We start from the raw sequence: 17,692 nt of genomic DNA on the forward strand, positions 1-17,692 counted from the left end.
GTGTCTCTTTCAGGCGAGCGGGTGCCGGTAGGCGGCGGAATAGCGGCCGGTAACGAAGTGTTCGAGCTGGCGCTCGATGTCGCCCAGAAGCGAACTTGCACCGATGCGGAACAGGTCGGGCTCCAGCCAGCGCCGGCCGAGCTCCTCCTTCATCAGGAACAGCCAGTTCATCGCGTCCTTGGCGGTCTTGAGGCCGCCGGCCGGCTTGAAGCCGATCTTGAAGCCGGTCTCCTCGCCATAGTCGCGGAGCGCCCGCAGCATGACGAGGCTGACCGGCAGCGTGGCGTTGACGTCTTCCTTGCCGGTCGAGGTCTTGATGAAGTCGGCGCCGGCCTGCATTGCCACCATCGAGGCCTTGTAGACATTGCGCAGCGTCTTCAGGTCGCCGGTGGCCAGGATCGCCTTCAGATGCGCCGCCCCGCAGGCCTCGCGCATCGCCGCGACCTCGTCATAGAGCGCCTGCCAGTCCTGGCTGAAGACGAGTTGTCGGTTGATGACGATGTCGATCTCATGCGCGCCCTGATCCACCGCATAGCGAATTTCGGCAAGCCGCTGCGGCAGCGGGGTCAAACCTGCCGGAAAGCCCGTTGCGACCGAGGCCACCGGAATGCCGGAGCCGGCCAGTGCCTTGACCGCGGCGGGCACCATGGCCGGGTAGACGCAGACCGCGCCCACCTTGGGCGGCGCGTCCGTCAGCCCCAGGCCCTCGACAAGTTCGTCGCTCAGCGGGCGCATCGCCTTGGCGCACAGCCGTTGCACGCGGCCGGGCGTGTCGTCGCCGGCAAGCGTGGTCAGGTCGATGCAGGTCAGCGCCTTCACCAGCCACGCCGCCTGATATTCCTTCTTCACCGAGCGGCGGGTGGGAAGCGTCGCGGCACGCCGCTCCACCGCGCTCAGATTGACCTGAACCGCCTCGAAAGCCTCGGTCCGAAGCGGGATTCCGTCATTGCGCTGAAAGTTTTCCATACGCTGCGTCGATTGATCCACGGATAGTGCCCGTCCTGTGATTTCGGCTTGCAGCCCGCGCTGGCGGCCCGGCAGTCGATTTGTTAGAATTCAATCATTATGTTTGGATCGTTTCATATTGACGTGTAAACTGTCAAGGTGCGCTGCACCGGAGGACGCATGAGCAGGACGGGATACAGGGACGAGCGGCTGGAAGCGCTGGGCGCGATGCTGGAGCGCGAGGGCGTTTTGCGGCTGCGCGACGCCGCCGTGCGGCTCGGTGTCTCGGAAATGACGGTTCGCCGCGACATCACCGAAGCGCGCGACCGCTTCACCTGCCTTGGCGGCCACATCGTCGGCGCGCTCGACGGGCTGGCGGGCAGCGACTACGTGCTGGACCAGGAAAAGGACAGCCATGCCGCGGCCAAGGCAGCCGCCTGCGCGCGAGCCGTGAAGCTGATCGAGGAAGACGACACGATCTTCATCGATTGCGGCACCACGACGCCGCATCTGGCCGCACGCATTCCCGAAGACATGCGGCTGACGGCGATCTGCTATTCGATGAACGTCGCCGAGATCCTGTGCCACCGCAAGAACATCCGGCTGATCGTGCTGGGGGGCCTGTATCATCCAGCCGCCGCCTCGTTCTCGGGCGAGGAAGGGCTGGAGACGCTGAAGCGCCTCAACCTCAACAAGGCCTTCATCTCGGCCGGCGGCGTGCATGAGACGCGCGGCGTGACCTGCTCTCATTTCCACGAGGTGCCGATCAAGCAGACGGCCATCGAGCGCGCGCTCGAATGCCATCTCGTGGTCGATGCCAGCAAGTTCGGCAAGGTGCGGCCGGCGCATTTCGCCGAGATCGGCGCCTTCACCTCGATCATCTCGGACCAGCCGCAACCCGTTTAGGCCGCTGCCCGCCTCGAAAATTGTCTCGCCTTGCGCCGACAATACGGGCAAGCTTGCCGCGCAGGTTGCATGAGACACGGATGCGAGGGCAAGCCCATGTCCGAGACGCCGCAAGGACATCATGTCGTGATCGTGGGCGCCGGCTTCGGCGGCCTTGAGGCCATCCGGCGCCTAAAAGGCTCGGGCGCGCGCATAACCGTCATCGACCGCCGCAACCACCATTTGTTCCAGCCCCTGCTCTACCAGGTCGCGACCGCCACGCTGGCGACCTCCGAGATAGCCTGGCCGATCCGCCACCTGTTTGCCAACCGGCCGGACGTCACCACGATCCTGGGCGAGGTCGTCGGCGTCGATCCCGACAGGCACGTGGTGAAACTCGAGGACGGCAGCGAGATTTCCTACGACACGCTGGTGCTCGCCACCGGCGCCCGCCACGCCTATTTCGGCCATGACGAGTGGGAAGAAGTCGCCCCGGGGCTCAAATCGCTCGAGGATGCGGTGAAGCTCAGGCGGCGCATATTGCTCGCCTTCGAATGGGCCGAACGGGAGACCGATCCGGCGCGGCGCGAGGCGCTGCTCACCTTCGTCATCATCGGCGGCGGCCCGACCGGCGTCGAAATGGCCGGCACAATCGCCGAGCTGGCGCATGTCACGCTGAAGGACGACTACCGGCGGATCGATCCGCGCAAGGCGCGCATCGTCCTTATCGAAGCCGGCCCGCGCCTGCTGCCCGCCTTCCCCGAGGATCTCTCGGACTATGCCGCAAAAGCGCTGCGCTCGCTCGGCGTCGAGGTGATGCTCGGAGAGGCGGTCAGCTCCTGTGACTTGAAGGGCGTCGTCTATGACGGCAAGCACCTGGCTGCCGCGACGCTCGTCTGGGCAGCCGGCGTTGCGGCATCCCCCGCCGCGCAGTGGGTTGGCGCGCCGGCCGACCGCGCCGGCCGCGTCATCGTCGAGCAGGACCTCACCGTGCCCGGCCATCCGGATATCTTCGTCATCGGCGACACCGCACTCTCCAAGGCGCCCGACGGCAGCCCGGTGCCGGGCATTGCCCCTGCGGCCAAGCAGCAGGGCACTCATGTCGCCGACACCATCCGCGCCCGGCTCAAGGGCGACACCAAGCCGCGTCCGTTCCGCTACAAGCATGCCGGCAACCTCGCCACCATCGGAAAGAGGCTGGCCGTCATCGATTTCGGCTGGACCAAGCTGCGCGGCGCGCTCGCCTGGTGGATATGGGGCATCGCCCACATCTTCTTCCTCATCGGCGTGCGCAACCGGCTGAGCGTGGCGCTCAACTGGCTCTGGATTCACACCACTGGCCAGCGCAGCGCACTGCTGATCACACAGGGCCGCTCGGCGACGAGCTCAAAGGCCAAGCGAAGCCGCGCCGACAACGCGCCGTGACAGGGCCGCGCGCAGCCAGGCTTCCACCGCTTCCAATTCCGCCGGCAGCACGACGAAGAGCGGATCGGCGAAATCCGCCCATGCCTGGCGGAACATCGGCGAGACGGATGTGAGGATCGGCACTTCCGCTTCCATCGCCGCGACGAAGGCAGGAACCAGCCCCTCATTGCCCATTTCGAGCTTGCCGAACTTGCTGAGCACCACGAGGTCGCAGCCTGCCGCAATGTCGCGCCTGACGGCCTCGCTGGCAGCGGCAGCGCCCGAGCCTTCCAGCTGGCAGGCCATGGAGCCCGCGCCGAGGTCCTGGAAGATCGGATAGCAGTTGCCGTCGACGATGCTGCGCAGCCGGCCGCCATCGCTGCGCTTCCAATCCGTGAGCTCGTGGCCTTCCTCGATCATGCCGGCAATGCGCAAGGTCGGTCGCCAGCGCCCGACGAGCGCATCGAACATCTGCTGGATGACGGCGCTCAATGCACCCTGCACCACGGCGATCGGCTTTTCGGTCGGCTCCATGGCGACCCTCCTGGCGGTTCCGCACCCGCCTTGACGAAGCGTCGGCAGGAGATCGCGGCCTCAAATCTCTAGCGCTTCGGGCGAAGCGGTTGAAGAGTTCTCCGATTTCGATCCATGGCCCCGGGAAAACCTGCGACATCGTGTCCCTGCGTCAAGCAGCAGGACGCGGCCGGTTGACAATCTTTACCCGGTTCTGGACCATACCCATTGTCGCAAAGGGCGGCGGAGTATGCAAAACCTGCCCGATGCGAGCCCCATGTGGCGCTTCAGCCGGGACGAGATGCCGGGCCCAGCCTGAAAGTTCGAGTCACCAACTGTGATAACAGCGCAGCATGGCGTGCCGCGAACATTTGTGGCAAAAGCATGGCGCGTTTCGACGCAATCTTTCAATTCCTACCTCAACAAGGGAAAATGATGTCCGAAGACAGTCTTCTCGATAATGCTCTGGTCCGCCTCGACGAGGCCGCCGCACACCTGAACATCGACGCCGATGTCATCGAGAAACTGAAATTCCCGCGAGAAACCACCAAAGTTCGTCTGATGATCCGCATGGACGACGGATCACGAAAATCGTTCCTGGCATGGCGATGCCGATATGACGACACGCGCGGGCCCACCAAGGGCGGCATTCGCTATCATCCCGATGCGACGATCGACGAGGTCGAGACGCTGGCCTTCTGGATGACCTTCAAATGCGCCGTGATGAACCTGCCCTATGGCGGTGGCAAGGGCGCCGTGCAGGTCGATCCGCGCAAGCTTTCCAAGGCCGAGCTGGAGCGCCTGTCGCGCTCCTATATCCAGGCTTTCGCCCGCATCATCGGCCCCGACCGCGACATCCCGGCGCCGGACGTCTACACCAACTCCATGATCATGGGCTGGATGGCCGATGAATATGCGCAGATCGTCGGCCAGGCCGAGCCTGCGGTGATCACCGGCAAGCCGATCGCACTCGGCGGCTCGCTGGGACGCGGCGACGCCACGGCGCGCGGCGGCTACTACCTCGTGCGGCACCTCGCCAAGGACCTGGGCCTGGCCGCCAGCATGCGCGTGGCCGTGCAGGGTTTTGGCAATGCCGGCCAGCACATCGCCCGCCTGCTCGCCTCCGACGGCCACAAGATCGTTGCGGTTTCGGACTCCGAAGGCGCGGTCTACGCGCCCGGCGGCCTCAACCTCGACGCGCTGTTCACGGCCAAGGATGAAGGCCACTCGGTGGTTTCGACCGTCGGCCAGCACGGCCACGAGGCGCTTTCGGCCAACGACCTCGTCGGCGTCGACTGCGAACTCCTGGTTCCGGCAGCACTCGAGAACATGATCCACGAAGGCAATGCGGCTTCGGTGAAGGCCAAGCTGGTGCTCGAGCTCGCCAACGGCCCGGTGACCCCGGAAGCAGACGAGATCCTGGCCCAGAACGGCGTGATCGTGCTGCCCGACATCCTGGCCAATGCCGGCGGCGTGACCGTGTCCTACTTCGAGTGGGTGCAGAACCGCCAGGGCTACTACTGGACCGTCGAGGAGATCCACGTTCGCCTGCGCACCATTATGGAGCGCGAGGGCCAGTCGATCTGGGACATTTCCCGCTCGAAGGACGTCACCATGCGCACGGCGGCTTATGTGCATGCACTGAGCCGTCTCGCCGAGGCCATCGAGGCCCACGGTACGCAGAACTTCTTCATCAGCTGATCTGTATTTTGCAAACAAGTCTCTCCCCGTCTCGCGACGGGGAGAAACACTGCGCTCACGCCCGCGCCGCCTCGGCGCTTTCCTTGATCAACCTGTCCAGATGCATGCGGATATGCGCGGCTTCCGCCGGCGTGTTGGCCAGCGCAATGGCGTGGTCGAAGGCGCAGCGCGCATCGGCCGTGCGCCCAAGCTGCATGAGCAGATAGCCCTTCAGCCCGAAGAAATAAAAATAGCCCGACAGGCGGTCTTCCAGCGGCTCGACCATGGCGAGCGCCGCTTCCGGTCCGCGCACCTTGGCAACCGCCACGGCACGATTCAGCGTCACCACCGGCGACGGCTCCTGCCGCTCCAGCATGGCATAGAGCAGCTCGATCTCGGCCCAGTCCGTGTCTTCCGGCTTCGCCGCACGCGCATGGAGAGCGGCAATCGCCGCCTGTATGAGATAGGGCCCTGGCTGGCGATGGCGCATCGCCTTGTCGATCAGCGCCAGCCCCTCGGCGATCATGGCGCGGTTCCACAGGGATCGGTCCTGATCCTCAAGCAGGATGATCGAACCGTCGGCGTCAAACCGAGCAGCGGTGCGTGAATGCTGCAGCAGAAGCAGCGCCGTCAGGCCCATGATTTCCGGCTCGGTCGGGAAAAGCCTGAGCAGCAGACGCGCGAGCCGGATCGCCTCGTCGCAAAGCGGCGCGCGGCGGTCCGCCTCCTCCACACCGGCCGAGTAGCCCTCGTTGAAGATCAGGTAGATCATGGCCGCGACTGCCGCCAGCCGCTCGGAACGCTCCACCGCACCCGGCGCCTCGTAAGGCACATCGGCGCGCGCGATGCGCGCCTTGGCCCGCGTGATGCGCTGTTCCATTGCCGCCTCGCTGACGAGGAAAGCGCGCGCGATCTGTCTGACGCTGAGGCCCGAGACGATGCGCAGCGCCAGCGCCACCTGCTGCGTGGCCGGCAGATCGGGGTGGCAGCAGATGAACATCAGCCGCAAGATGTCGTCGCGATAGTCGGCGCCGTCCAGCCGCTCGACCATCGGCGTCTCGACATCCTCGAGATCCGATACCGTCTCTTCGGGCGGCATCGGCGCCTGCTTGGCCCGCCGCCGCACCGCGTCGATACCGGTGTTGCGGCCGACGAAGATCAGCCAGGCCGCCGGATCGCGCGGCGGGCCGTTCACCGGCCAGTTCTTCAGCGCCCGCAGGCACGCCTCCTGGAACGCTTCCTCCGCCGCGTCGAGATCGCGGAAATAGCGGAGAAGCGCGCCGACGACCTGCGGCCGGGCGGCCGTCAGTGCGTCGTCTATCCAGGAGGGGTCGGCGGTCATTCGGTCAATGCTCCGGGTCTGAAGATGCTGACGGGCCGGATTTCATAGGCGCCCGGGCCGCGATTTGCGGCCTGCAATTCCTTGGCGATGTCCAGCACCTCGTCGAGCGTTTCGCAGTCGACGACATAGAAACCGAGGAACTGCTCCTTGGTTTCGGCGAAGGGTCCGTCGATCACCAGCGGCCCATCGCGGCCCTTGCGCAGCGTGGTGGCGGCGGTGGTAGGCAGAAGTCGCACGACCGGCCCAAGCTTGCCGGCCTCGGCGATCTTCTCCTGCACCGCGCCCAGCCGGGCCATCACCTCGTCGTCCTCCTGCTTGGTCCAGGAACCGACCACGTCTTCGGAATTGTAGCAAAGGATTGCGTAGAGCACCGTGTCCTCCGTCTGAATGAATGACGAATGAGTAACGCAATTGCCGACAGGGCGCAGGACAAATCTTCAACCAACAAAAACGCCGGCGGGATTGCTCCGGCCGGCGTCGATCCTTTGTCTCACGCCATGCAGCGGCTATTTGCGCTTCATCGCCTCCAGCAGCGCTGCGCCAAAGGCGCCTTGCGAGGCACCGCCGCCCTTCTGCTGCGGGGCCGATTTGAATGACTTGCCGCCACCGCCGCGCTGCTGTGAGCGATCGTCACGCGAGCCGCCGCTTGGGCGGGCGCCCGCGCCGTCGTCGTGCTTGCGCATGGTCAGGCTGATGCGCTTGCGCTTGATGTCGACCTCGACGACGCGAACCTTGACCACGTCGCCCGCCTTCACCACCTCATGCGCATCCTTCACGAAACGGTCGGCCAGCTGCGACAAGTGCACGAGCCCGTCCTGATGCACGCCGATGTCGACGAAGGCGCCGAAGGCAGCGACGTTAGTCACCGTGCCCTCCAGCATCATGCCGGGCTTCAGGTCCTTGATATCGTCGATGCCGTCGGCAAAGGTCGCGGTCTTGAATTCCGGGCGCGGGTCGCGGCCGGGCTTTTCCAGCTCGGCGATGATGTCGCGCACGGTCGGGAGGCCGAAGCGCTCATCCACGAAAGCGCGCGGATCGACCGCCTTAAGCGCTGCGCTGTCGCCCATCAGCGAGCGCAGGTCGCGGCCGCAGGCGGCGACAATCTTCTTGGCCACGCCATAGGCTTCCGGGTGCACGGCCGAGGCGTCCAGCGGCTCGGCGCCGTTCGGAATGCGCAGGAAGCCCGCGCATTGCTCGAAGGTGCGCTGGCCGAGGCGGCTAACCTTCAAAAGGTCCTTGCGGCTGGCGAACGGGCCATTGGCGTTGCGATGCGCCACCACGGCTTCGGCCAGCGATGCGCCAAGGCCGGACACGCGCGCCAAAAGCGCCGCTGACGCCGTGTTTAGGTCCACGCCCACCGCGTTCACCGCATCCTCCACCACTGCATCGAGCGAGCGGGCGAGGCGGTACTGATCGACATCGTGCTGATACTGACCGACGCCGATCGACTTCGGCTCGATCTTCACCAGTTCGGCCAGCGGATCCTGCAGGCGTCGTCCGATCGACACCGCACCACGCAGCGACACGTCGAGATTGGGGAACTCGGCCGCCGCCGTCTCCGACGCCGAATAGACCGAGGCGCCTGCCTCGCTGACGATGACCTTCAGCGGCTTGGGCGCGGGCATGGCGGCCAGCATGTCGGCCACGAGCTTTTCAGTCTCGCGGCTTGCCGTGCCGTTACCGATGGCGACCAGCTCGACCTTGTGCTTGCGGATAAGGCTCGCCAGCTCGGCCTGCGCGCCGCGCACGTCGTTCTTCGGCGGAAAGGGATAGACGGTTGCGGTGTCGAGCAGCTTGCCGGTCTGGTCGACCACGGCAACCTTGACGCCGGTGCGGATGCCCGGATCGAGACCCATGGTGGCGCGCGAGCCGGCAGGCGCGGCCAGCAACAGGTCCTTCAGATTGCGGGCAAAGACGCGGATCGCCTCTTCCTCGGATTTTTCGCGCAGCTCGCGCATCAGGTCGAGCGAGAGCGACAGCGAAAGCTTTACGCGCCAGGTCCAACCGGCTACTTCCGCCAGCCACTGGTCGCCTGCGCCCTGCCGGCCGATGGCGTAGGCCTCGGCGATCATGCGCTCCACCGGCTTCACCGGCGAAGTGTCATCGGCATCGACTTCGATGTCGAGCGACAGCACTTCCTCGTTGCGGCCGCGCAGCATGGCCAGCGCGCGGTGGCTCGGCACATTGGCCCAGCGTTCGGTGTGGTCGAAATAGTCGGAGAATTTCGCGCCGGCGTCCTGCTTGCCGTCCACCACCTTGGCGCGCAGGAAGGCGCGCTCCTTCATGTGGTTGCGCAGGCGGCCGACGAGGTCGGCGTTTTCGGCGAATTGCTCGGAGATGATGTCGCGCGCGCCGTCCAGCGCCGTCTTCACGTCCGGCACGTCGTCGGTGATGTAGGTTTGAGCCAGTTCGGCCGGCACCGCTGCTCGATCGGCCAGGATCGCCTCGGCCAGCGGCCCCAGCCCGCGCTCGCGGGCGATCTCGGCGCGGGTGCGACGCTTTGGCTTGTAGGGCAGATAAAGGTCTTCCAGCTCGGCCTTGGTGGTGACGACTGCGATGGCCGCCTCCAGCTCGTCGGTCAGCTTGCCCTGGCTGCGGATCGATTCGAGAATCGTCGTCCGGCGCGCATCCATCTCGCGCACATAGATCAGCCGCTCGGCCAGATTGCGCAGCTGCGTGTCGTCGAGGCCGCCGGTGACTTCCTTGCGGTAGCGGGCGATGAAGGGAACGGTCGCGCCCTCGTCCAAAAGCCCGATGGCCGCTGCGGCCTGGTCGGGTCTGGCGTTGATGTCGGGCGCGATGAGCGCGGCAATGCGTTGAATGTCTGCGGCCATGTCGTTTCCAGTGTCGGTAGGCGGCGACCATAGGTCCGATCGCGCCACCATGCCAATCGCCGAAGATGGCGGCGAAAACTGGGTCCACAGGAAAGCCATCCACAGCTTTGAGGCCAGGTTTGCCGGGCCGGACCTGCGCCGCGATCGCTCCAACGCCATCCTCTTGAGTTCAGCGCGAGCAGACCTCGGCTCAATTGTCGCTGGCAGCGACGATTCAATCTGGCCGCGAAAGGTTCTATAGTTCGCAGCAACCAGTCGAGGAACAATCGAGGAGGCCGCCATGCATAGCGACCGTTTTCTTCTAGGCGCAGGCGGGCTCGCCGGCGCGGCCGGCGTGGTGGTGGCAGCCTTGGCCACGCACGCGGGCGGCGCGCATATGCAAACCGCCTCGAACTTCCTGCTGATGACAGCGCCCGCACTTCTGGCCATCGGCCTCATGGCGACCACCAGGCTGCTGCGCTTTTCCGGATTCGTGCTGCTGGCCGGTCTGATTCTGTTCGCCGGCGACCTTCTGGCCCGCGACTATCTGGGCGACCGGCTGTTTCCCTATGCCGCGCCGATCGGCGGGACGCTGCTGATCCTGGGCTGGCTGCTGGTCTTCATCTCGGCCTTCCTGCGGCCGCAACGCGGCTGAACCTAGCGCGCCAACCTACCGGAATCGCGTGAGCAGAAGCACCAGTTCGGCCTGGCGGGTCGTGTCGGTCTTGCGGAAGATGGCCTTCAGGCGGCTTCGGGCCGTCTCATAGGTGATGCCTTCCTCGACAGCGGCGTTGCGCAGCGAATTACCTGCGGCGAGCCTCGTCGCCAACCGGGCTTCCGCGCTTGTCAGCCCAAAGGCTTCGCAGAGGGGTTCCTCGCAGGTCGCGAGCGCGTCCGGCGCCTCGATGACCAGTATGGCGACCGGTGCTCCCCAAGAAAGGGAACCGGCGTCCACGATCGAGATTCCGTGCGCAACAAGAGTCGTTCCGTCCTTGCATGTGAGCCTGGCGACCGCCGGCGGCGCGTCGTCGCAAAACGGCTGGGATGCGGTGGTCAGCGCCGACAGCACGGCCTGGAAGGCTAGGTCTTCTTCCCGCCTGGCAGCACGCATTCTGCCGTCGACGACGACGATTGCATCGTAGATCAGCTTCTGGAACTGCGGCGTCGGCGAGAGCATCCCTCCGGTCGGGCCGATGAGACAAAGCGCCAGCCCGGCCGTGCTGAGCACCCGGGCACCCTCGTTCTGGTTTGCCAGCGATGTGGTGAGCAGCCTCCCGTAAGATTGTCGGAAGTTCCGCGCCAAATGAACCATTTCGTCCCCTTGCGCCGCCGCCACGGCGCCCCCTGCCAGAATCGCGGGCACACGTCCCATCGACGCTTCATCATGCCCAATATAGGAACAGAAAAACTCACCCGTGCGGGTGAGATGCGGCACGCATTGCCGAAATGCGGCATATCCTTCGCCGAGGTTGTCAAATCGGCGACGGCAAAGCTATCCTCGCTCTTGCCGGCCCTGGTTGGAGCCTACCGGCGAGGGGGATTGCGAAGGCGGCAGCAGACCCATAACTGGATTTTCGTCGGCTTACCTGCCGCAGCCGGCCGAACATGGTGCGCCGCGTGGACCGAACGAGCGTCAACGACGACGAACTGATCGACCTGATCTACGCCTCGCTACTCGGCGAAGCGTCGTGGCAGCAGTTTCTCGACCGGCTGAGCGAGGGGCTGCCGGACGGCGCCTCCACGCTGTTTTTCCATGACGCCCACAAGAATGTCGGCGGCATATCGTTGAGCACCGGCTTCAGCGAAGAGGCGCTGGCCGACTATGGCGCCCACTATGCCAGCGTCAATCCAATGATGAAGGGGGCAACCACCCGGCCGCTCGGGCTCGGCGTGCTGGCCGAGCAAATGTATGCCCGCGACAAGCTCGTGAAGTCGGAATACTACGGCGACTTCATGCGCGCGAACGGCCTGGAGAGCGCGGTTGGCGTCACCATTTACCGCGAGAACGGCTGCTCCTTTGTGCTCAGCACACTGACCAGCAGTGCCGATCTCGAGATTAATCGCCCCGCAGCCGACCGTCTGTCGCGGCTTGCGCCGCATCTGCAGCGCGCCTTCCGGCACTATCGCGCCGGGCCTTTCCAAAAGGCGGTGACCGAGATCGGCGGCTCGCTGTTCGACGCCATCGACGTCGGGCTGGTCCTCGTAGGAAGCGGCATGCAGGTTAAGACGGCGTCGGCCACCGGCGAACGCATGCTGGCAGACGGCACCGCAATCGGCACCTCGCCGCTCGGCGCGCTGACGCTCCGTTCCTCGGAAGCGACATCGCTATTGCGCACGATGCTAGAGACGGGCTTCGAAGGCCAGACAGTGCAGAGCCTGTTCATCGGCCCGTTCAAGCTCACCTTCATCCTTGTGCAGAAGGACCGCATCTCGACCTATTTCGAGGGACCGACGGCGATCGTGCTGGTCGAGCCGCCCCATGCCGGCAGCCGGGCGGTGGATTTCGAGCACCTGGCCCGCGCCTACAAGCTGACGGCCGCGGAAATGCGCGCGATGACCGGCATCGTGCTTGGACGCTCCATCGACGAGATCGCCGCCGATGCGGGCCTCTCGCGCGAGACGATCCGCACCCAGCTCAAGAATGTCTACGGCAAGACCGGCGCGACCGGGCAAGCCGATCTGGTCCGCCTCGCCGCGCGTGCGAGCAACATTTCGTCCATGCGCCAGTGAGCGATGCCGCCTTCCCTATCATTGGGGACGCGGACTCATCCTCCAACTTGATCCGATGCTACAGCGTCGCGATTGTCTTCAGCGCGCCGTCGAGCATGGTGCCCTTCTCGTCCTTTAGCGCGGCTTCGCGCAGGCGGCGAAGCCAGTCGGCGGCGTCCGGGCGTCCCTCGAGCAGCGGCAGGCCGGAAAGCACGCGGTCGAATTTCGACTGCGCGCGCACATGGGTGTCGCTGTAGCCCTTTATCAGGCGGCGGCAGTTGATGATCTCCACCGCCAGCGCATAGTCGCTGGCCACGCGATCCAGCGCCTGCTTGTACCAGCGCTCCAGATGCTCGGCCTCGACCTTGTGGCGCAAGAGCTTGCGCCGCCAGCGCCGCAATCCGCCGATGAACCAGAGCGCCGCAAAGCCGGCAAAGCTGTCGGTGCGAACGCGCCGGCCATGATTGATGCGGCGGTCGAGCCAGCCGGCCAGCTTCGGCCGGCTCTCGATATAGCTGCCCAGCGCCGCCGGCATGGTGCCGCAGAATTCCTCGATGCGCGGGTGGAAATATTCGGTCACCTGCAGGATGTTGCCGTCCTTGACGCCGACCTCCTTGCGCACGCGCCGGTCGCGGGTCGAGCGCGTCTTCAGGTCGGCCACGCGGATCATGTCGTCGTAGCACATGGCGTTGGCGACGTGCTTGGCTGCCGCGATCGAGAGCGCGTATTCGCGCCCCACATCATCCAGCTTCAGCGCCTGGTCGACGCGGTCGAGATATTCCGCGCCATAGGCAAGGTCCTGATAGTCGACCACCTTCTGCAGGCCACGCCCGGCCATGTCGCGCACAGCCTCGGGATAGGCATCGACACGCGCTCGCAGCGCCTGCCAGCCCATTATCAATCTATCGGGACCCGTCACGCCGTGGGAAGAAATCTTCACCGACTGGGCCGGAGCGGCGTCGGGCTGGATGCCCTCCTCGACAAGGCGGCGCGTGCGCTCATAAGCGCCGGCAAAGGCCGCAAGGCTCGCCTTCACGCCGCGGCCGGAAGCGCGGATCGTCTCCTCATAGGTTTCGCGCGGGAACGGCAGCGCACCGGAGCCCGCCAGCGCACCGAAGAGGCTCGACGAGATCACCGAGCCGGCATCGACGGCAACCTTTTCCATATCGAAGGCGACAAGCCGCTTCGACGCCTGTTCGGCCGCCGCGCGCACCTTTTCCGACGAGGCGCGGCCGTCGCCCGGCTCGATCTTCTCCGACACCGCAGCAATGCGGTGCGAGGAGGCGATCAGTGTCGTCCGGTCGGGCGTCACGAAACCGCGCATGACGGCTCGGCCGGCTTCCATCAACTCGGCGGCGATCAGGATGTCGACGTCGCCCTGCGCCGGCGACAGCGCGAAGATCGGTCGGCGGCCGGTGTCGCGGCACATCTCGACATAATAGATCGTAGCACCCGTGCGCTGGGCGACGCCGGCAACCGAGGTCGACTGCGCCAGATAGCCGTTGCGTTCGGCGACGTCGGTGATCCAGTCGGTGAGCACGCCGCCACCCTGCCCGCCAACGGCGAGCGCGGCCAGCTTGATGATGCCGCCATCGGCGGCGAGCTTCGGGGTCTTCGGAGCCAGAACTGTCATGTCACGCATCCGCAAAAGTCAGGCGGCGGCTTTCGCGACGCCGCTGCATGAAACCGATGAGCTTGCGGCGCATCTTTTCCAGAAACTGGTCCCACTTGCCGGGATTGTGCACCACGTCGGCGCGATAGAAGGAGGGGCACAGCACCGCCGCATCAGCCACCTCGCCGCAATTGCCGCAGCCCACGCAGGTCTGATCGATATGCGCGACGGGATCGTCGCGCAGCGGATCGTCCAGCGACTTCACCGACAGCGACGGGCAACCGGACAGCCTCATGCAGGCGTGATCGCCGGTGCAGATGTCCTCGTCTACGCCGAATTTCGGCTTCACCACCCGCTCGCCGCCTTTGATGGCATTGGCGACCAGCGGCTTTTCGCGGCGCTGGCGGTTGAGCATGCATTCCGACGAGGCGACGATGACTTTTGGTCCGCTCTCCTCGGTCGTCAGCGCCTCGCGCAGCGTGTCGCGCATCTTGCCCACGTCATAGGTGCGCTCGAGGTGGCGCACCCATTTCACGCCCATGCCCTTCACCGCCTCGGTGATGGGATGTTTCGTGGACTTGGTCTTGTTGCTGGCGCGCGAGGACAGAATATCCTGCCCGCCGGTGGCTGCGGAGTAGTAATTGTCGACGATGACGATGACGCCGTCGTTCTTGTTGAACACCGCATTGCCGATCGAGGAGGTCAGGCCGTTGTGCCAGAAGCCGCCGTCGCCGACGAAGGACATCGAGCGGCGCTTTGCGTCCGGCGAGTTGAAGGCCGAGGCGGATGCCGGCCCGAGGCCATAGCCCATCGTCGTCGCGCCCAGTTCGAAGGGCGGCATGATCGAGAACAGATGGCAGCCGATGTCGGAGGCGATGTGGTGCTGCCCCAGTTCTTGCTCCACCAGCTTGGTCGCTGCAAAGATCGGGCGCTCCGGGCAACCGGTGCAGAAGCCTGGCGGACGGCCCGGCACGATGGCCGCGAGGTTGGACACTTCGTTGCCGTCGTCCTGCTTGTTGGGCGCGCGGATCTGCACAGGCAGCATTTGCGGGGCGGTCTCGCGCAGGAAGGCCGTCAGGCCGTCCAGCATCACCTGGCCGGTATATTCGCCGGCAACCGGCAGATATTCCTTGCCGACGACGCGCGTGTCGCGGCCGGCCTTGTGCAGCATGTTGCCAAAAGCCTGCTCGATGTAGTTCGGCTGGCCTTCCTCCACCACGAGCACGGCATCCTTGCCCTCGCAGAAGCTCAAAAACTCGTCGTCGATCAGCGGGTAGACGGCGTTGAGCACATAGATCGGCACTTCCGTTTCGCCGTAGATGTCGGCGAGGCCGATGCGCTCCAGCGCGCGCATGACCGAATTGTACATGCCGCCCTGGCAGACGATGCCGACCCTGGCCATGTCGGGACCGAAGAACTCGTTGATCTTGCGCGAGCGGATGAAGTCGACCGCCGCCGGCCAGCGCTTGGCGACCTTCTCCTTCTCATGGATGAAGGAGGCGGGCGGCAGAACGATGCGGGCGGTGTCGCGGCGCGGATTTTCGAGCGCGTCGGCCACGGTCATGGCCGGGCGCTTGTTGTCCTTGGCGGTGAAGCTGCCATGCACATGGCAGCAGCGAATCCGCACCTGCAGCATGACCGGCGTGTTCGAGGCCTCCGACAGTTCGAAGCCATCCTCGACCGCCTTGACGATGCAAGGCAGGTTCGGGCGCGGGTCGAGCAGCCACACCTGGCTCTTCATGGCAAAGGCATGGCTGCGCTCCTGCATGATGGAGGAGCCTTCGCCATAGTCCTCGCCGACGATGATCAGCGCACCGCCGGTGACGCCGCCCGAAGCGAGATTCGCCAGCGCATCGGAAGCGACATTGGTGCCGACGGTGGACTTGAAGGTGGCCGCACCGCGGATCGGATAGTGCACAGAGGCCGCCAGCATGGCGGTGGCGGTGGCTTCCGAGGCGCTCGCCTCGAAATGCACGCCGAGTTCGCCCAGAATGTCTTGCGCATCGGCCAGCACGTCCATCAGGTGGCTGATCGGCGCGCCCTGATAGCCGCCGACATAGCCGACGCCGCATTGCAGCAGCGCCTTGGTGATGGCCAGAATGCCTTCGCCGGAAAATTCTTCGCCGGCGCTTAGGCGCAGTTTTTCGACTTCCTTCACAAAGGACCGTTCAGCCATTGGAAGCCTCCTTCACATCGAATGCGGCGCCTGCGGCGTACGCATGGGTAATTCAATTCAGATGTCGTGCTTGCGGATGTTGCGCAGCATCTTCTGCAGGGTGGCAACGAAGGCGGCATATTCGCCGTCGTCGATATCCGCGAACATCGCCTCGAACGCATCGTGCATGGCCGGCCAGGCGCGGTTGAACTCGGCCCTGCCCTCGTCGGTCAGGAAGATCTTGCGCACCCGGCTGTCGTCGTCGCAGGCCTCGCGCCGCACCAGCCCCTGCGCCTCCAGCGCGTCGAGCGTGCGGCTCATGGTCGACTGCTCGATGACGCTGTAGACCGACAGGTCATTGATGGTGACGCCGTCGGCCACCGACAGCACGGCAAGCGCCCGCACCTGCGGCACGGTCAGCCCCTGCTTGCGCAGGTCGTCGCGCAGCGTGGCGTTGTAGCGCCCCATGATGCGGTTCATCAGGTAGGGCGCGAACTGCTGCAGCCCTATCTCGCCCAAGGTCGAGATGCGCTGCCGCTTTTCCGAGCCGGTCTGGTCCATCACATTCTCCCTGCGGGCGCGTGGCTAGAGACCACCGCCCTGCCCGGACGGGAAAGGCGCGCTCGCGCGCGCCATGCCCTGTCAGGAAGGGTGCGGCCTGCCGCACCCTTTGCCCGACACATTAGGCCGTCGGCACGAGCGCCAGCGCGCGGATCGGGCTGCCGGTGCCGCTCTTGATCTTGAGCGGGGCGGCAATGAGGATAGCACCCTTGGGCGGCAGGCGGTCGAGGTTGCACAGGCTGGCGAGGCCGTAGCGGTTGGCCTTGTGCATCAGATTGTGCGCCGGGAACGGCGGGTTCATGCCGCCGGCCTGGCCGGCGTCGGTGCCGATGGCTTCCGTGCCCCAGCCGATCGCGCCGGTCGAGATGATGTATTCGATCGCCTCGGCCGTCGGTCCAGGCGTGTGCGGGCCGGTCTCGTCGGCATTCAGGAAGTCGGCTTCCGAGCCATTGCGTTTGTACCAGTCGGTGCGCATCACCACCCACTCGCCGGCCTTGATGGCGCCGTGCTTGGCTTCCCAGGCCTTGATGTGGTCGACGGTGAGCAGGAAGTCGTGGTTCTCGGCCGCTTCCTTCGAGCAGTCGATGACATTGACCGGAGCGACGAAGTTCTTGACCGGAATGGTGTCGGTCGCGCCGTCGGCATAGTCCTTGCCGGTGATCCAGTGCTTGGGCGCATCGAAATGCGTGCCCGAGTGCTCGCCGACCTTCAGCCAGTTCCAGGCCCAGAACGGACCGTTCTTGTCATAGGCGGAGATCTCGTGGATCTCGATCTTCGGCGTATCGACCGCCAGTTCCGGCGGCAGCTTCAGAAGCGGCGTATCGGGGCCGAGCACGCCAGCCAGGTCCACAACCTCGACGCCCCCAGACAGGAGCAGTTCGGCCATCTGGCCGAGCACTTCGTTCGTCTTCATGAAAGGTTTCCTCTACCCTTGTCCGCAAACGGCTCGTCGCGGCCTCCTCCGCGTATCATTAGGAGGAAATCTATGCATTTGCAATTATCTCTCATCAACAGGCGCGAACAGCCAGAAGCGCCTTTGCAGCCGCCATCCCTTTTGTGCACTGCAACAAGAC

At 65.3% G+C, this 17,692-nt stretch carries 15 protein-coding genes; 5 read left to right on the top strand and 10 right to left on the bottom strand.

Features of this window, described 5'->3' with window-relative positions:
- Window positions 1-9: 9 nt before the first annotated feature.
- Window positions 10-966, bottom strand: a complete 957-nt coding sequence (gene deoC / locus C7I85_RS20855) for a deoxyribose-phosphate aldolase (protein ID WP_106725957.1) — start codon at window positions 964-966, stop codon at window positions 10-12.
- Window positions 967-1,125: 159 nt separating this feature from the next.
- Here deoC and C7I85_RS20860 point away from each other — a divergent pair, with 159 nt between their 5' ends.
- Together C7I85_RS20860 and C7I85_RS20865 are read left to right on the top strand one after the other, a co-directional pair.
- On the top strand, window positions 1,126-1,851 hold the full coding sequence (locus C7I85_RS20860; RefSeq protein WP_106725958.1) for a DeoR/GlpR family DNA-binding transcription regulator: 726 nt from the start codon (window positions 1,126-1,128) through the stop codon (window positions 1,849-1,851).
- A 96-nt stretch (window positions 1,852-1,947) separates the two neighbouring features.
- Window positions 1,948-3,255, top strand: a complete 1,308-nt coding sequence (locus C7I85_RS20865) for an NAD(P)/FAD-dependent oxidoreductase (RefSeq protein ID WP_106725959.1) — start codon at window positions 1,948-1,950, stop codon at window positions 3,253-3,255.
- Here C7I85_RS20865 and C7I85_RS20870 read toward each other — a convergent pair.
- Window positions 3,217-3,768: a DUF2478 domain-containing protein gene (locus tag C7I85_RS20870; RefSeq protein ID WP_106725960.1), complete on the bottom strand. Its 552-nt coding sequence runs from the start codon at window positions 3,766-3,768 to the stop codon at window positions 3,217-3,219. The genes C7I85_RS20865 and C7I85_RS20870 overlap by 39 nt on opposite strands.
- A gap of 414 nt (window positions 3,769-4,182) precedes the next feature.
- Between C7I85_RS20870 and C7I85_RS20875 the strand changes: the two genes are divergently transcribed.
- Window positions 4,183-5,448 carry a Glu/Leu/Phe/Val family dehydrogenase gene (locus tag C7I85_RS20875; protein ID WP_106725961.1) on the top strand — a complete coding sequence of 422 codons (1,266 nt, stop codon included), beginning with the start codon at window positions 4,183-4,185 and terminating at the stop codon, window positions 5,446-5,448.
- Window positions 5,449-5,503: 55 nt separating this feature from the next.
- Here C7I85_RS20875 and C7I85_RS20880 read toward each other — a convergent pair whose 3' ends face one another.
- The 3 genes from C7I85_RS20880 to C7I85_RS20890 form a co-directional block, all read right to left on the bottom strand.
- Complete coding sequence (locus C7I85_RS20880; protein WP_106725962.1) at window positions 5,504-6,769, bottom strand: RNA polymerase sigma factor; 1,266 nt, start codon at window positions 6,767-6,769, stop codon at window positions 5,504-5,506.
- Window positions 6,766-7,140, bottom strand: a complete 375-nt coding sequence (locus C7I85_RS20885) for a YciI family protein (RefSeq protein WP_106725963.1) — start codon at window positions 7,138-7,140, stop codon at window positions 6,766-6,768. The genes C7I85_RS20880 and C7I85_RS20885 overlap by 4 nt, the downstream gene beginning before the upstream one ends.
- A gap of 135 nt (window positions 7,141-7,275) precedes the next feature.
- The gene (locus C7I85_RS20890; protein ID WP_106725964.1) at window positions 7,276-9,603 is read right to left on the bottom strand and encodes a Tex family protein; all 2,328 of its coding nucleotides are present in this window, start codon (window positions 9,601-9,603) and stop codon (window positions 7,276-7,278) included.
- 280 nt (window positions 9,604-9,883) lie between these two features.
- Between C7I85_RS20890 and C7I85_RS20900 the strand changes: the two genes are divergently transcribed.
- The gene (locus C7I85_RS20900; RefSeq protein ID WP_106725966.1) at window positions 9,884-10,237 is read left to right on the top strand and encodes a DUF423 domain-containing protein; all 354 of its coding nucleotides are present in this window, start codon (window positions 9,884-9,886) and stop codon (window positions 10,235-10,237) included.
- A 15-nt stretch (window positions 10,238-10,252) separates the two neighbouring features.
- Here C7I85_RS20900 and C7I85_RS20905 read toward each other — a convergent pair whose 3' ends face one another.
- A complete protein-coding gene (locus tag C7I85_RS20905) occupies window positions 10,253-11,017 on the bottom strand; it encodes a helix-turn-helix transcriptional regulator (RefSeq protein WP_146148909.1) in 765 nt (254 codons plus the stop codon).
- A gap of 182 nt (window positions 11,018-11,199) precedes the next feature.
- Here C7I85_RS20905 and C7I85_RS20910 point away from each other — a divergent pair, with 182 nt between their 5' ends.
- Window positions 11,200-12,312 carry a helix-turn-helix transcriptional regulator gene (locus C7I85_RS20910; RefSeq protein ID WP_245445029.1) on the top strand — a complete coding sequence of 371 codons (1,113 nt, stop codon included), beginning with the start codon at window positions 11,200-11,202 and terminating at the stop codon, window positions 12,310-12,312.
- 58 nt (window positions 12,313-12,370) lie between these two features.
- On the opposite strand, the gene C7I85_RS20915 is transcribed toward C7I85_RS20910, so the two are convergent.
- From C7I85_RS20915 to C7I85_RS20930, 4 genes are all read right to left on the bottom strand, one after another.
- The gene (locus tag C7I85_RS20915) at window positions 12,371-13,924 is read right to left on the bottom strand and encodes an indolepyruvate oxidoreductase subunit beta family protein (protein WP_181257245.1); all 1,554 of its coding nucleotides are present in this window, start codon (window positions 13,922-13,924) and stop codon (window positions 12,371-12,373) included.
- A gap of 1 nt (window position 13,925) precedes the next feature.
- Window positions 13,926-16,079, bottom strand: coding sequence for an indolepyruvate ferredoxin oxidoreductase subunit alpha (locus C7I85_RS20920; RefSeq protein WP_106725970.1), 2,154 nt, complete (start codon window positions 16,077-16,079; stop codon window positions 13,926-13,928).
- Between the two features lie 57 nt (window positions 16,080-16,136).
- Window positions 16,137-16,619 (bottom strand): MarR family winged helix-turn-helix transcriptional regulator, encoded by a 483-nt coding sequence (locus C7I85_RS20925; RefSeq protein WP_106725971.1) that lies wholly within the window; start codon window positions 16,617-16,619, stop codon window positions 16,137-16,139.
- Window positions 16,620-16,740: 121 nt separating this feature from the next.
- A complete protein-coding gene (locus tag C7I85_RS20930; protein WP_106725972.1) occupies window positions 16,741-17,532 on the bottom strand; it encodes a cyclase family protein in 792 nt (263 codons plus the stop codon).
- Window positions 17,533-17,692 lie beyond the last annotated feature (160 nt).

It is taken from the genome of Pseudaminobacter soli (ex Li et al. 2025) (genome assembly GCF_003012705.1).
Lineage (GTDB): Bacteria > Pseudomonadota > Alphaproteobacteria > Rhizobiales > Rhizobiaceae > Pseudaminobacter > Pseudaminobacter soli.